The following is a 15,408-nucleotide window of genomic DNA, read 5'->3' as shown; positions in this document are numbered from 1 at the left end:
TAGCGTAAAGCATATGGCGAATAAACGTTCTTAGAGTAAAAATTATTGAAAGGAAATTCTAGAAGTTGAGTGGTAGTTGTACTAACTACTAACTACTAATTACTAACGACTAGTAATTGGGGGATTAGCTCAGCTGGCTAGAGCGCCTGCCTTGCACGCAGGAGGTCATCGGTTCGACTCCGATATTCTCCACCGGGCAATGCCCGGAGATATTAATTTATCTCTGGCGTATTGCATGTGAGCGTATAGATGGTATAATTGTCTATCGCGACTCGCGATGTTCATTGACATATTGGGACAAAGTGATTTACTATTATCTTCAGGGATATAGTAAACACAAAGAAACACAAAAAATAAATTAGAGTAAAGTACGAAATGATGTGCTTTGGTATTTATACTGGAGTATGTTTTAATAAATTAGAATAAAGGACTAGTGACAAGCTAGAAAAGGGCGTATGGGGGATGCCTAGGCTCTCAGAGGCGAAGAAGGACGTGATAAGCTGCGAAAAGCTGCGGGGAGGTGCACACAACTTGTGATCTGCGGATATCCGAATGGGGCAACCCACTATATTGAAGGTATAGTATCTTGAAAGAGAAGCAAACCCGGTGAACTGAAACATCTAAGTAGCCGGAGGAGGAGAAAACAAAAGTGATTCCGTTAGTAGTGGCGAGCGAACGCGGATTAGCCCAAACCAATATTGTTTCGGCAATATTGGGGTTGTAGGACCACGACATTTGATGCGCGATGAATTAGAACCCTTTGGAAAGAGGGGCCAAAGACGGTGATAGCCCGGTATAAGTAAAGGACGTTATTGATAGTGGTATCCTGAGTAGTGCGGGGCACGTGAAACCTTGTATGAATTTGCCGGGACCATCCGGTAAGGCTAAATACTCCTGAGAGACCGATAGTGAACCAGTACCGTGAGGGAAAGGTGAAAAGAACCGTGAATAACGGAGTGAAAAAGATCCTGAAACCATACGCTTACAAGCGGTCGGAGCGGAGCAATCTGTGACGGCGTGCCTTTTGCATAATGAGCCTACGAGTTACTTTTACTAGCAAGGTTAAGATTTTAAGAATCGGAGCCGTAGCGAAAGCGAGTCTGAATAGGGCGACCATAGTTAGTAGTAGTAGACGCGAAACCGTGTGATCTACCCATGGGCAGGTTGAAGCTTTGTTAACCCAAAGTGGAGGACCGAACCCGTTGACGTTGAAAAGTCTTGGGATGACCTGTGGGTAGGGGTGAAAGGCCAATCAAACTCGGAAATAGCTCGTACTCCCCGAAATGCATTTAGGTGCAGCGTTGCAATAGTTTTATAGAGGTAGAGCTACTGATTGGATGCGGGGGCTTCACCGCCTACCAATTCCTGACAAACTCCGAATGCTATAAAATGTTTTGCAGCAGTGAGGGCATGGGTGCTAAGGTCCATGTCCGAGAGGGAAAGAACCCGGACCATCAGCTAAGGTCCCCAAGTGTATACTAAGTTGATATAACGCGGTGGAATTGCATTGACAGCCAGGATGTTGGCTTGGAAGCAGCCATTCATTTAAAGAGTGCGTAACAGCTCACTGGTCGAGCGATTCCGCATGGATAATAATCGGGCATAAGTATACCACCGAAGCTATGGCTTTTGTACACGGTACAAAGGGGTAGGGGAGCATTCTATGTGTGTTGAAGGTGAACTGTAAGGTTTGCTGGAACGCATAGAAACGAAAATGTAGGCATAAGTAACGATAATGCGGGCGAGAAACCCGCACGCCGAAAGACCAAGGTTTCCCCAGCTATGCTAATCAGCTGGGGGTCAGTCGGGACCTAACGCGAACCCGAAAGGGGTAGTGGATGGACAAGCAGTTAATATTCTGCTACCTGCTCACGCTAAAAGTGACGGGGATGTGGTGTTGGTGCGTAGTGACGGAATACTACGTTGAAGGGAGTGGTGACACCCCGATAGTACGATGATGCTTCGGCAAAGTTGATAATCCAGCGTAACATCCTCCGAGAAAAACAAGTGAAGCAGCCCGTACCGTAAACCGACACAGGTGGTTGGGATGAGTATTCTAAGGCGCTCGAGAGATTCATGGCTAAGGAACTAGGCAAAATAGACCCGTAACTTCGGGAGAAGGGTCGCCCTCCCTCTGGGAGGGCCGCAGTGAAGAGGTCCAGGCGACTGTTTATCAAAAACACAGGGCTCTGCAAAATCGTAAGATGAAGTATAGGGCCTGACACCTGCCCGGTGCTGGAAGGTTAAGAGGAGATGTCATTCGCAAGGAGAAGCATTGAATTGAAGCCCCAGTAAACGGCGGCCGTAACTATAACGGTCCTAAGGTAGCGAAATTCCTTGTCGGGTAAGTTCCGACCTGCACGAATGGTGCAACGATCTGGACACTGTCTCGGCCATGAGCTCGGTGAAATTGTAGTATCGGTGAAGATGCCGGTTACCCGCAGTGGGACGAAAAGACCCCGTGCACCTTTACTATAGCTTCGTATTGGTTCTGGGCAAGTAATGTGTAGGATAGCTGGGAGACTTTGAAGCGGCGTCGCCAGGCGTTGTGGAGTCATTGTTGAAATACCAGCCTTTGCTTGTCTAGGGCCTAACCCTATAACTAGGGAACAGTGCGTGGTGGGTAGTTTGACTGGGGTGGTCGCCTCCAAAAGAGTAACGGAGGCTTCTAAAGGTACCCTCAGTACGGTTGGTAATCGTACGTAGAGTGCAATGGCACAAGGGTGCTTGACTGCGAGACATACAGGTCGAACAGGTTGGAAACAAGAGCATAGTGATCCGGTGGTTCCGCATGGAAGGGCCATCGCTCAAAGGATAAAAGGTACGCCGGGGATAACAGGCTGATCTCCCCCAAGAGCTCATATCGACGGGGGGGTTTGGCACCTCGATGTCGGCTCGTCACATCCTGGGGCTGGAGAAGGTCCCAAGGGTTGGGCTGTTCGCCCATTAAAGTGGCACGCGAGCTGGGTTCAGAACGTCGTGAGACAGTTCGGTCTCTATCTACTGCGGGCGTTAGAAATTTGCGTGGATCTGATTCTAGTACGAGAGGACCGAATTGGACTGACCGCTGGTGCACCAGTTGTTCCGCCAGGAGCATTGCTGGGTAGCTATGTCGGGATTGGATAAGCGCTGAAAGCATATAAGCGCGAAACCAGCCACAAGATGAGATTTCTTTAAAGGGCCGTAGGAGATGACTACGTTGATAGGTCATAGGTATAAGGGCAGTAATGTCTGTAGCCGAGTGATACTAATAGCCCATAGGCTTGCACAACAAACCCCCTTTTAACTAAGGGGGTGGAAAATCCTTTTACAGCTTTGGTTGTAAAAACAATTAAAATTAATCGTAGTTTACTTTATATTATATACTAGTGTTTTTTGTGAGTGCTATTAGCACCCATTTTGTCCCTTTAATATGTTATGCTTCGGCTACGCTCAGCAACCATGCTAGTGAGTAGTCAAAGTAATTAAAATAGTGTTGTTGGTCTTGTTTTAAAGAATTAAAATAGACCCAACTGAAAGTTTAAGGTGACCATGGCGATGGGGTCCACCCCTTACCATTCCGAACAGGGAAGTTAAGCCCATCAGCGCCGATGGTACTGCTATACCAAGTGGGAGAGTAGGTCGTCGCCTTTTTTAATCAAGTCCTTCATAGCAATATGAAGGACTTTTTTTGTTTGTACAAGTTTGTAATGACCTTTACTGGTACATACCAGTATTACATGAAAGCAAATTTTAGTACTATAGCCTGAACTACCCCTTGCCATACTGCATAAAGTAAATCTTTACCTATACACCTACACTCACTTTAAGAAACTTAAACTAAAAAAAACCACCTACAAGCATGTAAATGGCTTTTTAAAAGCTGGTGTATAAAGTAATTTATAGTCGGGGAAGATTATAAAATACGATCTACCGTTATTTTTTTTTATTAAAAAGACTATCCATTATAATTTTAATGCCATAAAAACCGTAGGCAATTGCTGCAATTGCTGCAATTATTCCGAAAATAAAAACATAAATAAATAAGGGATGATCTTCATTTTTAAATGCCTGGTATAACACAAAGGGAGCTAAAAACATTAAGAATACCGTATAACCTAAATGTTTTATCCCTTTTAATAATAAATCTTTATCTGTACTCATGGATTTTAAAATATAATCGATTATTCTATGATGATTGTTTTTTTATACGTTTCACAAACAGCAAAATAACCTAAAGGAAAATGGGTATTGGGTACGATGTCTTCTAGGCTTTCTATACTTCCAAAATCGGTATCGGTAACATTAATAATATTACCTAACACTGTACCTGCGGGCGTTTGAAAAGGTCCTTGGGTTTGGCCACTTTGTGCAATAACTTGGTTCATATAGTCAAAAAATTCAAAACTAATCCCAAGTATACTTATGTTAAGGGCTCTATCTACTTCTAAACGATCTTCATAGAAATACGAAAATACAAATTGTTGATTTTGGAAAAATTCATCTTCAATTGTAAGGTATTCATTAAAATCGAAATCAAATAAATAATAATCATCTCTATTTGCTAGGTCCGTAAATGATATTTCTAACTCTGTCTGATCTTCTCCAAATAGGGTAGTTACACTTTGGGTTATGGAGTCTATATCAGGAGCGGGCACATAATTGGTTAAGGACACATACGTTTCATTGTTGTAGAAAATACTCAACACCAATCTTCCCTGTGTAAAAAATGTTCTAGGTATACTCGCTTCGTACGTGCCCGCCTCTGTTGCAGACGGGGCTAAAATAAAGGGGTTACCAGGGGAAGTATCAATATTTCGTAAGCTTATTTCAGTTAAATTTGCGGGTTGAACGCTGTCAAAAAAAGAAGCACTTTCGCTAGCTTTTATAGCTACATCAATCATATCTAAACTAGGATCAATACGAATCAAGGCATCAATAACAAGTCTTGATTTTTCTGATGGTACTTCTACTTCAATAACATCTTCGCAAGAGATATTCAATAAGATGGCTATGGTGATATATACATATTTCTTTATCATTTTTTAGAATTTAAAATTATAGGTAACGGATGGAATTACGCCAAAAATTGCAGTTCGAGTAGCTTCATTTTGATTGATTTCATTATTTCTGCTAAAATTAATAGAGGCTGCATTTTTTCTATTATAGAGGTTATAAATACTAAATACCCATTCTCCTTTTATTTTTCTGTTTAGATTCTTTTTTGGTGTTAAGGTTGCCGATACATCAAGTCTATGATAGCTAGGTAAGCGCTCACTATTACGTGCTCCAAAATATGGTACAGTTAATCCTTGAAATTCAAATTGGCCTATGGGAAAATTTGTAGGTTGTCCTGTTTGAAATATAAAATTAGAATTAAAACTCCACTTTTTATTAAGATCATAACTTCCAAATAAAGAGAAGTCATGCGTTTTATCAAAGGGAGTATTGTACCACTGACCTCCATTGATTCCATTTTCAATTTCACTGATTCCGTTAGTTGCAGTTGCTGTTCGGCCTGGCGTTCTTTGTTCTGATTTAGATAGGGTGTAAGCTAACCAACCCTGAAATTTACCCTGATTTTTGCGAAACAAAAATTCTACACCATAAGCCCTTGCTTGACCATTTAAAATAACTTGTTCTATAGCATCATTGGCAATTAAATTTGCTCCATCTATATAATCAATACGATTTTGAATATCCTTATAAAACACCTCTGTTTCTATTGAAAATTCATCATTTTTTAAATTTTTAAAATAACCTAATGCGAATTGATCTAATAATTGCGGTTTTATAAATGGTCCACTCGGCGTCCAAACATCCAAAGGCGTTGGAGAATTGGTGTTTGAGAGCAAATGTAAATACTGACTAAGTCTGGTGTAACTACCTTTTATAGAGCTATTGTCATTGATGAGATAAGAGGCAGCAACTCTCGGTTCTAAATTCATAAATTTGGCTATGGTCTCTGATCTTTTATTGCTTGAAACTCCTATCGGGGTCGCTTTTTGATAAATGCCGAGCAAAGGGTTAAAAGTTACAGGTTGATTGTTCTCGTATTCAAAAATTTCATCTTGTCCTAGTCTGTTAAAAGCACTTAATCGAAGTCCATATTGCAGGCTTAATTTAGGTGTAATGTCTTGTTCTATATCTATATAAGCAGCAAATTCATTGGCATATTTTTTGGTCAAATTATCTTCAACGATTCCGGATGAGGGCCTACTAGGGCTTATTTCGCCCGGGTTAAAATTATAATAGATATTATTTAGGCCATAATTAATTTGAAGCGTATTGTTTACATAATGCTTTAAGTCGTATTTAAAGTTAAAATTTTGAATACCTGAATTCCAGTTAAAACCTATAAAATCTAACTTAAGACCGTAATAATAATCAGAATAAATTAAGGATAGGTTTGAGAATAACTTATCTGTAAAAAGATGATTCCATCTAAAATTACCAACCGAATTGCCATAGGTATTAACAAAACTATCACTTATGCTAAAAACATCACGACCAAAATATCCAGAAAAGAAAATATTATTCTTCTCGTTTATCTTGAAATTTAATTTTGCATTTAGATCATAGAAATAGGCTTTGTTATCAATATCGAATAAAGGTAAAAATAAATGGGCATAGGATGATCTGCCTCCAATTAAAAAGGCCGATTTTTCTTTTTTAATAGGGCCTTCTAGTAATAACCTACTGGCGACTATTCCTATTCCACCGTTTGCTTTAAATTCATTGCTATTACCCTCTTTCTGGAAAATTTCTAGTACAGAAGATACGCGACCTCCGTATCGCGCCGGAATTCCTCCTTTAAATAGTTTTATATCTTTTATGGCATCCGGATTAAAAACTGAAAAAAAGCCGAACAAATGTGATGAATTAAAAATTGTTGCTTCATCTAATAAAATTAAGTTTTGATCAGCAGAACCACCTCTTACGTTAAAACCCGATGAACCTTCTCCAGCATTGCTTACCCCTGGTAACAGCACTATAGCCTTTAGAACATCTGATTCTCCTAAAACAACAGGGACTTTCTTTATGGTACTTACGGATAAGTTATTTACGCTCATTTGGGGATCTCGAATATTTGTTTTTTCAACATCTTCAACCACAACAACTTCATCTAGTTGTTGAGCATTTTCTTCTAATTTGAAGTTTAATTTAAGATTTGCATCCAAATTAATTATTTCTGTAATTTCAGCGAAGCCCAGATAACTTATGATCAGTGTATATTGTCCTTTGGGTAAGGTAAGGGAATAAAACCCATATTCGTTGGTAGTAGCACCTGTTGCTAATTCAGGAACAGCTATAGTAACACCGATTAATGTTTCATTGCTATTTTTTTCGCTTATCGTGCCATTAATGGTGTATTTTTCTTGTGCATGCACCAATAGAGTACTACTAATCATAAAGTAGCATGCAATTTTCTTAATCAAATTCATTAAACGCAATTTTTTCACAAAAATACTAGTTTTTGCATAGTATTAGGTAAAAAAAAACCTTTTCTGTTGGTACAGAAAAGGTTAGTATAAGGGAATTGTTTCGTTATAATTTATCAAGAATTGTATTAAAGGTTTTACTAGGGCGCATGGCCTGAACTACTAAGGCGTCATTTGCTTTGTAATAGCCTTGTAGGTCAATGGTTTTACCTTGAGCATCATTTAGCTCCTTAATAATTTTAATTTCATTTTCAGCTAAGTCTTTATAGATAGCTGCGAACTTAGTTTTCAATTCATTATTTTTGTCTTGCTTGGCTAAAGCTTCGGCCCAGTAAAGGGCTAAATAGAAATGACTCCCTCTATTATCTAGTTCACCTACTTTTCTTGATGGAGATTTATCATTATCCAAGAATTTTTCTGTGGCAGCATCTAAGGCATCCGCTAAGACTATGGCTTGTGTATTATGGTATTTCTCTCCAAAGTGCTCTAATGAAACGCCTAAGGCTAAAAATTCTCCCAACGAATCCCATCGCAAATGTCCTTCTTCTAAAAATTGCTCTACATGTTTCGGGGCAGAACCACCTGCTCCTGTTTCAAAAAGACCACCACCGTTCATAAGAGGTACGATAGATAGCATTTTAGCGCTGGTACCTACTTCCAAGATAGGAAATAAATCTGTTAAATAATCCCGTAAAACATTTCCCGTAACGGATATTGTATCTTCTCCTTTGCTAATGCGTTCCAAGGTAACTTGTGTAGCTTCTTCCGGTGAAAGGATTCTGATATCCAAGCCTTCAATGTGATGTTCCGGTAGGTATTGTTTTACTTTTTTAATTAATTCGGCATCATGTGCTCTATTTTGATCTAACCAAAAAATGGTAGGTAATTGGGTCGCTTTAGCTCTGGATACCGCTAATTTTACCCAATCTTGTATAGGCGCATCTTTAACTTGACACATTCTCCAAATATCTCCTTTCGAGACCTTGTGAGAAATTAAAACTTTCTGTGTGTTTGTATCAATAATGTTAACGATACCTTCATCATTAATTTCAAAAGTTTTATCATGTGAACCATATTCTTCCGCTTTTTGAGCCATTAATCCAACATTTGGTACTGTCCCCATAGTCGTTGGGTCAAAAGCACCGTGCTCTTTACAGAAGTTGATGGTAGTTTCATATATCCCAGCATAGCTACTATCTGGAATTATAGCCTTCGTATCTTTAGCCATCCCATTCTTATCCCACATTTTACCAGAATTACGAATCATCGCTGGCATTGATGCATCAATAATAATATCACTAGGAACATGTAAATTAGTAATCCCTTTGTCGGAATTTACCATGGCTAAATCTGGGCCATTGGCAATCGTAGCTTCAATTTTATTTTGAATTTCGTTTTTTAGTTTTTCAGGAAGGTCATTAATTTTACTTAATAAACTCTCTAGTCCATTATTAGCACTAAGGCCTAAATCGTCAAATGTATCTTTATAAGTTTCAAATACTTCTGTAAAATAAGTTTCGACCACATGACCAAATATAATGGGATCAGAAACTTTCATCATTGTTGCTTTGAGATGAACAGAGAGCAAAACATTTTTTTCCTTAGCATCTTTCAGTTCTTCTTTTAAAAATGTTATCAGTGCTTTTTTGCTAAGAACAGTTGCATCGATGATCTCACCCGCTAATAACGAAATATTTTCTTTTAAAAATAGTTTAGAATTATCTTTAGTTTCAAGGACGATACTAATCGTTGTTGGGGTTTGTATGGTGAGTGATTTTTCGTTACTCTTAAAATCATCTTTACCCATAGTCGCCACATGAGTTTTAGAATCTGCTGACCAAGCTCCCATACTATGGGGATTTTTTTTAGCATAATTTTTAACTGCTCTAGGAGCCCTACGATCAGAATTCCCTTCTCTAAGCACTGGGTTCACTGCACTGCCTTTAATTTTGTCGTATCTAGATTTGATATCCTTTTCTGCCTCGTTCTTCACCTCATCCGGATAATTTGGTAGCTGATACCCTTTATTTTGTAATTCTTTGATAGCTTCTTTTAATTGAGGTATCGAAGCACTAATATTTGGTAATTTTATAATGTTTGCATCAGGATCTGTTGCCAATTTGCCTAATTCAGCTAAATCATCTGCTATTCGTTGATTCTCTTGTAAAAATTCAGGGAATGTAGCTATAATTCTTCCTGCAAGTGAAATGTCTTTAGTTTCAATACGTATTCCTGAACTTTTAGTAAATGATTTGATAATTGGTAAAAATGACTGTGTAGCTAAAGCTGGTGCCTCATCAGTCTTTGTATAAATTATTTTTTGCATTATTTTTTATGTTTGAATTAAGCGGTGCGAAGATACAATTTTCTATTATTTCTTTTGGCTTAGATTCTTGTAATATATGAGCTGTTTTTTTGATCATTGAATAACAAAAGAAAAGCCATATCATTGTTTAAAACATTGATATGGCTTTTATAAAATAGTTCACAAACTAATTGTTTTGTCTTTTTACAAAACGGCAACCATTGATTGCTGTTGCGTAACTATTTATACTTTAAATATAGCTTAAATTATTTAATTTTCAAAATATTTTGAGTTTTATTTTCTCAAAACCTTTCCTATAAAAAAACCCGCATTTGCGGGTTTTGAATATTTTAGAGCATAAAAATTAAGAGCGAACCTCTTTAATTCTTGCTTTTTTACCTGTAAGGCCTCTAAAGTAAAAAATACGAGCTCTTCTCACTTTACCTTTTTTATTTACTTCAACTTTCTGTAAAGCAGGCATGTTTATTGGAAAAATACGTTCTACACCAATAGTTCCTGACATTTTTCTGATCGTGAAAGTTTCTGAAGAACCAGAACCTCTTCTTTGAATCACAACACCTCTAAAAAACTGAGTACGTGTTTTTTCACCTTCCTTAATTTCGTAATAAACGGTAATAGTATCACCTGCTGAGAAATTTGGAAATTCTTTTTTAGTTACAAATTCGTCTTCAACAAATTTTAATAATGCTTCCATTGCTTTGATTTACTGTTTGTTATAAAGCAACATTCACGATTATCGTCAGAGGTTGATTTATTGGATTGCAAAAGTAATCAAATATTAAAAACTTACAACTTAAAAATTTAATTTATTTGTGGTTTTTTATAGGGTAGTGCTAAAAGTAAGAGACCATTTCCGAATAAAGTATCAAAAACATCTAAAATAAGCGATATTATAAAGGTGTGATGAAGAAAATTATCCTTGTCATCAAGTTAATACTGGTAAATAATTGGCCTTACAATTTGCACTAACCCGGAGAAAACAGCACCAATTAAAATATGTGTTGTTGCCAAATTTGCATGTTTAACAACTTATAAAGGTATACAACAAAAAGTATTAATTGGATAGGCGCATATACTGCAATTCTTGAATATGAATGAAAATAATCTTCTATAATCTCTATTTATTTCAATAAATCGGGTCTTAATTTTTCTGTGCGTTCTTGTGCTTTATCTTCGCGCCATTTTTCAATTTTTGGAAAATTACCACTTAATAAAATTTCAGGAACTTTCATTCCTTTATAGTCTGCGGGCCTGGTATATACTGGTGGTGCTAATAAATTGTCTTGGAAAGTATCTGTCAACGCAGAGGTTTCATTACTTAAAACGCCTGGGATTAGCCTGATTATAGAATCACATAAAACAGCAGCTCCTAGTTCACCACCGGATAATACGTAATCACCAATAGATATTTCTCTGGTGATGTAGGCATCTCTCACGCGTTGATCTACTCCTTTATAATGACCGCACAGAATAATAATATTATTTAAGAGCGACATGCTATTGGCTATTTTTTGATTTAGTGTTTCGCCATCGGGAGTCATATAAATAATTTCGTCGTATGTTCGCTCCGATTTTAATTTAGCAATACACTTATCAATAGGCTCAATCATCATGACCATTCCTGCACCACCACCAAATTGATAGTCATCTATTTGATTATAACTTAATGTGGTATAGTCCCTAAGATTGTGCATATGAACAGCCACAATCCCTTTTTCTATGGAACGTTTTAGAATACTAGCTTCGAAAGGACTTTTGAGCAATTCGGGAAGCACTGTAATAATATCAATTCGCATAAACCCTTTTTTTCGATGCAAATTTAAGTTTTAAAAAGCATATGATTGAATAAAAATAAAAAGGCTAATTATTTAGCCTTTTTATTTTTATTGATTTCATCTTGGTACTGTCTACTTATTTTTTGTTCTCTTTCTAAAGCTCTTCTTCTATGATCTTCATATTCTCTTTCTAAATCTTCCAGATTAGTTTTTGCTTCTTGGGTTAGAATATTACTACTTCTGAATTTATAAATAAAAAATAATAATAAAAGAAATAAGCCAGCAATCATGGTCCATAATATGATGCTATACATTGCTTTTGAAACTAAGATACCAAAAAGCGACATGCTATCTTTTTCTTCTGTTACTGCTGCTAAATTACTGGAGGTTTCTTTTAATTTTTTATTGAGCGAAACAATATTTTTTTCGTTTTCAACAATTCTAGCATTTAATTCAGTGGTCTTTTTCTTAATAAGATTTAGCGTGTCAATTACATTTTCTCGTAATTTATCTAAGCTAGTAACCTTTACGACTTCATATCGAACACCATCAGCCCTATAATTTCCGGATTTTCTAGCTAAATAATCAAATTGACCCGGTATATTTCCGGTTTCGAGGGTAGCATCAGGCTCTGAACCGTCGTCTTCACTTTCTTGACCAAATTGTAAGTTAAAAGATAGTAAGGTCAAGACTATAAGAAATAATCTAAAATTTTTCATCTTGTAAGTTCTTAGTATTAATAATGATTTAGAGATTTGCTAAATTACTTTAATAATATTGAAAACTAAAACAATTTAATAATAAGTAAACCTTCGTACTTTAGAAATGTACTTCGCTAAACGAATTACTTGATGTGAATATCCGTATTCATTATCGTACCATATATACAAAACAATATTTTTCCCGCCGTCTGCAACTAAGGTAGCTTTACTGTCGTAAATTGATGGTGCCGTTGTACCTACGATGTCTGAAGATACCAATTCGTGGTTTAATGAATATTTTATTTGTTCTACCAAATCGCCTTGTAGGGCGTACTTTTTCATGATGGTATTTATGCCTTCCACCGAGGTTTTAGCATTTACTTCAAGGCTGAGAATAGCTAAAGAGCCATTTGGCACAGGAACTCGAATAGCATTTGAAGTAAGCTTTCCTTTCAAGGCAGGTAATGCTTTGGTAACAGCTTTTCCTGCTCCAGTTTCTGTTATGACCATATTTAAAGTGGCTGCTCGTCCTCTTCTGTATTTAGGATGCATGTTATCTACCAAATTTTGGTCATTGGTAAATGCATGAATGGTTTCGATATGGCCTTTTTTGATGCCTAGGGAATCTTCTATTACCTTTAAGATAGGGGTAATGGCATTGGTTGTACAGGAAGCGGCAGAGAAAATTTTGTAATCGCTAGGATTAAACTCTGTATGGTTTACGCCATGTACTATATTAGGGATGCCATCGCCTGGTGCAGTTAACAATACCTTAGCAACGCCTTTGGCATTTAAATGTCTTGAAAGGGCTTCTTTATCTCTAAAAGCACCCGTATTATCTATGATAAGTGCATTAAATATGCCGTATTTGGTGTAATCTATATCTTCAGGTTTAGATGCGTTAATAATATGTACTGTTGTTCCGTTAATAATTAAAGCATTATTCTTGGCATCTATATCAACCGTGCCATTAAATTGACCATGAATAGAGTCTATTCGTAATAAACTGGCTCTTTTTTCTAAGTTCTCCTGATTTAATTCGCCTCGAACCACAATCGCTCTGAGTCTCATTTGGTTTCCTTTCCCGGTTCTAGACATCAATTCACGAGCTACAAGTCGTCCAATTCTTCCAAAACCATAAAGCACAACATCTTTAGGTTTAATTTCTTCAGCAACGTCAGCTCCTTTAAGTTTATTAAAGACAAAGGCTTTTACATTATTTTCACTTTCATTATCAGCATGGTATTCATAGGTTAATTTTCCGATATCTAGTTTTGCTGGCGGAAGTACCATATCATTGATAGTTCTAAGAATTTCAACAGAATCAAAAATAGAAATTGGCTTTTGAACAAATTCACCTGCATATTGGTGTAAGTTTATGATGTCACTTACATTTTTGTCGATAACCTGATTTTTAAATAGGACTACTTCGATAGCTTTATCATACCACAAATCACTTATGATTTTAATAAACTCTGTAGTAGCTTTTCTTCGATCTGCTTGAAAAGCTAATTCTTTTTCGTATGATTTAATTTTATCCATGCTTGGTTTTCAGGTGTTTTATTGAAATTTATGGCAAAAGTAATCATTTCAATCGTTTTCGTAAACTGTCTCATAAAAAAAAGCTTCCACTAGGAAGCTTTTTTTTATGAGACAGTTTACTTGAATTTATAATATCTATTGAAGAATAATGCGTTCTTTTTCTCCTTTACTGTTCATCATGGTTATGCTCGTATTTCGGTATTTTGTTATTTTTCCAAAAAGTACTTTAGCATCTTTAATGTCATTGATTTCCTGATCACCCACCGAAAGTAAAATTTTACCGCCTAAGCCATATCCTTCATATCTTTCAGAAACACCCACAATTTTAACTCCTTTTTTAGTCTTAAACTCTTTTTTGTCTTTTTCGCTTAAATTTTTAACTTCAAGATCCATGATAGGCAAAACAATAGTCTGTCTTTCTTTTAAAGTTACGGGAATAACAAGTTGCTCGCCATCTCTTTCAATGATTACTTGCAGCTCATCTCCAGGTCTTTTCGTAGAAAGGTAGCCTGTTAAGTCAGGATATTTATGAATGGTGATTTCATCTAATTTTTTGATGACATCACCAGTTTTTAAACCTGCGTCATAAGCTCCTGAATCCTCGCTTACATCATTTACATAAACTCCGTCAATAGTATTGATTCCTTTTTCAATGGCATAGGGACTGTTTAAATTTACGGTTACAATTCCTAAAATCCCTTTTTGAACATTCCCATATTCAATAATATCATCGACTATTTTCTTTGCAATATTGCTAGGTACAGCAAAAGAATACCCCACATAAGAACCTGTTTGTGACGATATAGCCGTATTAATTCCGATTAAATCGCCATTGGTATTCACTAAAGCACCACCACTATTCCCTGGGTTTACGGCAGCATCGGTTTGAATAAATGATTGATTACCACCTCCTAAAGATCTAGCTTTTGCACTTACAATACCTGCGGTTACCGTGGAGGTAAGATTAAACGGGTTACCAACTGCTAGAACCCATTCGCCAATTTTTGTAGTATCAGAATCTCCAAAAGCTAAATAGGGTAATTTTTGTTCAGGATCAATTTTAATTAAGGCAATATCAGAATTAGGATCCGTACCAATAAGTTCAGCCTTATAGGTGATATTGTTATTCAGCGTAACTTGTAATTCGGTAGCGCCAGCGATAACATGGTTATTGGTAACAATATACCCATTTGGGTCTATGATAACCCCAGAACCAGCACCTTGAATACGAGGTGTTTTATCCGGTTCATAGCCATATAAAAACTGCATTAGGCTTTGTGGACCACTATTCACAGCTACATTCTTTACGTGAACAACAGCATTAACCGTCGTTTCGGCTGCCGAAGTAAAATCTACTTCATTTATACCCGCTCCTCGAGCGGAAGTAGGGGTGTAGCTCGCCATAGTAAAAGGCGTGCTTTCGTTTTCAGTAAAAACATAAGAATTTTCTTCGAAAAATAATTTGTAGGCTCCTAAAGTAATTGCCCCTGCAAATACAGAAACCAGTAATAAACTTGCAATTTTCTTCATAATAAATTTACTTTTTAACTTAACTGCTACAAAATTAACAGTTTTATAGCAATGAAATTTGTGTTTAACGTCAATTTAACTGCCAAAATTCCCTTAATAAAATACTACCTTTG

Annotated in this window: 10 protein-coding genes, 1 tRNA gene and 2 rRNA genes; 3 read left to right on the top strand and 10 right to left on the bottom strand. The window is 36.8% G+C overall.

Annotated elements, in window-relative coordinates; translation table 11 throughout:
- Window positions 1–118: 118 nt before the first annotated feature.
- Window positions 119–192 (top strand) — tRNA-Ala (locus tag GQ45_RS04700).
- On the opposite strand, the gene GQ45_RS18295 is transcribed toward GQ45_RS04700, so the two are convergent.
- Window positions 166–291 (bottom strand): hypothetical protein, encoded by a 126-nt coding sequence (locus GQ45_RS18295; RefSeq protein WP_255352028.1) that lies wholly within the window; start codon window positions 289–291, stop codon window positions 166–168. The two genes, GQ45_RS04700 and GQ45_RS18295, sit on opposite strands and share 27 nt — an antisense overlap.
- Window positions 292–433: 142 nt before the next feature.
- Between GQ45_RS18295 and GQ45_RS04695 the strand changes: the two genes are divergently transcribed.
- Together GQ45_RS04695 and rrf are read left to right on the top strand one after the other, a co-directional pair.
- Window positions 434–3,271: ribosomal RNA gene (locus tag GQ45_RS04695) — 23S ribosomal RNA — on the top strand.
- Window positions 3,272–3,521: 250 nt separating this feature from the next.
- Window positions 3,522–3,633 (top strand): 5S ribosomal RNA (rrf, locus tag GQ45_RS04690).
- Between the two features lie 282 nt (window positions 3,634–3,915).
- Here rrf and GQ45_RS04685 read toward each other — a convergent pair.
- The 9 genes from GQ45_RS04685 to GQ45_RS04645 form a co-directional block, all read right to left on the bottom strand.
- Window positions 3,916–4,143 (bottom strand): DUF6095 family protein, encoded by a 228-nt coding sequence (locus GQ45_RS04685; RefSeq protein WP_047415507.1) that lies wholly within the window; start codon window positions 4,141–4,143, stop codon window positions 3,916–3,918.
- Window positions 4,144–4,163: 20 nt separating this feature from the next.
- Complete coding sequence (locus GQ45_RS04680; RefSeq protein WP_052188119.1) at window positions 4,164–5,021, bottom strand: DUF4249 family protein; 858 nt, start codon at window positions 5,019–5,021, stop codon at window positions 4,164–4,166.
- A gap of 3 nt (window positions 5,022–5,024) precedes the next feature.
- On the bottom strand, window positions 5,025–7,391 hold the full coding sequence (locus tag GQ45_RS04675; protein ID WP_231555153.1) for a TonB-dependent receptor: 2,367 nt from the start codon (window positions 7,389–7,391) through the stop codon (window positions 5,025–5,027).
- 136 nt (window positions 7,392–7,527) lie between these two features.
- A complete protein-coding gene (locus GQ45_RS04670) occupies window positions 7,528–9,747 on the bottom strand; it encodes an NADP-dependent isocitrate dehydrogenase (RefSeq protein WP_047415504.1) in 2,220 nt (739 codons plus the stop codon).
- 343 nt (window positions 9,748–10,090) lie between these two features.
- Entirely contained in the window at window positions 10,091–10,441 is a 351-nt protein-coding gene (gene rplS / locus GQ45_RS04665) for a 50S ribosomal protein L19 (protein WP_047415502.1), read from the bottom strand.
- Between the two features lie 427 nt (window positions 10,442–10,868).
- On the bottom strand, window positions 10,869–11,543 hold the full coding sequence (gene trmD, locus GQ45_RS04660) for a tRNA (guanosine(37)-N1)-methyltransferase TrmD (RefSeq protein WP_047415500.1): 675 nt from the start codon (window positions 11,541–11,543) through the stop codon (window positions 10,869–10,871).
- Window positions 11,544–11,611: 68 nt separating this feature from the next.
- Window positions 11,612–12,241 carry a hypothetical protein gene (locus GQ45_RS04655; RefSeq protein WP_047415499.1) on the bottom strand — a complete coding sequence of 210 codons (630 nt, stop codon included), beginning with the start codon at window positions 12,239–12,241 and terminating at the stop codon, window positions 11,612–11,614.
- Between the two features lie 75 nt (window positions 12,242–12,316).
- A complete protein-coding gene (locus GQ45_RS04650) occupies window positions 12,317–13,765 on the bottom strand; it encodes a glyceraldehyde-3-phosphate dehydrogenase (protein ID WP_047415498.1) in 1,449 nt (482 codons plus the stop codon).
- Between the two features lie 135 nt (window positions 13,766–13,900).
- Window positions 13,901–15,295 (bottom strand): S1C family serine protease, encoded by a 1,395-nt coding sequence (locus tag GQ45_RS04645; protein ID WP_047415496.1) that lies wholly within the window; start codon window positions 15,293–15,295, stop codon window positions 13,901–13,903.
- Window positions 15,296–15,408 lie beyond the last annotated feature (113 nt).

Origin of the sequence: Cellulophaga sp. Hel_I_12 (assembly GCF_000799565.1) — a bacterium.
Lineage (GTDB): Bacteria > Bacteroidota > Bacteroidia > Flavobacteriales > Flavobacteriaceae > Cellulophaga.
This window is presented reverse-complemented; position numbering and strand designations above follow the sequence as displayed.

Excerpts from the sequence above, each read along its gene's own strand:
- GQ45_RS18295 (WP_255352028.1), bottom strand. The coding sequence starts at position 291 with ATGTCAATGAACATCGCGAGTCGCGATAGACAATTATACCATCTATAC.
- GQ45_RS04685 (WP_047415507.1), bottom strand. The coding sequence starts at position 4,143 with ATGAGTACAGATAAAGATTTATTATTAAAAGGGATAAAACATTTAGGT.
- GQ45_RS04680 (WP_052188119.1), bottom strand. The coding sequence starts at position 5,021 with ATGATAAAGAAATATGTATATATCACCATAGCCATCTTATTGAATATC.
- GQ45_RS04675 (WP_231555153.1), bottom strand. The coding sequence starts at position 7,391 with ATGATTAGTAGTACTCTATTGGTGCATGCACAAGAAAAATACACCATT.
- GQ45_RS04670 (WP_047415504.1), bottom strand. The coding sequence starts at position 9,747 with ATGCAAAAAATAATTTATACAAAGACTGATGAGGCACCAGCTTTAGCT.
- rplS (WP_047415502.1), bottom strand. The coding sequence starts at position 10,441 with ATGGAAGCATTATTAAAATTTGTTGAAGACGAATTTGTAACTAAAAAA.
- trmD (WP_047415500.1), bottom strand. The coding sequence starts at position 11,543 with ATGCGAATTGATATTATTACAGTGCTTCCCGAATTGCTCAAAAGTCCT.
- GQ45_RS04655 (WP_047415499.1), bottom strand. The coding sequence starts at position 12,241 with ATGAAAAATTTTAGATTATTTCTTATAGTCTTGACCTTACTATCTTTT.
- GQ45_RS04650 (WP_047415498.1), bottom strand. The coding sequence starts at position 13,765 with ATGGATAAAATTAAATCATACGAAAAAGAATTAGCTTTTCAAGCAGAT.
- GQ45_RS04645 (WP_047415496.1), bottom strand. The coding sequence starts at position 15,295 with ATGAAGAAAATTGCAAGTTTATTACTGGTTTCTGTATTTGCAGGGGCA.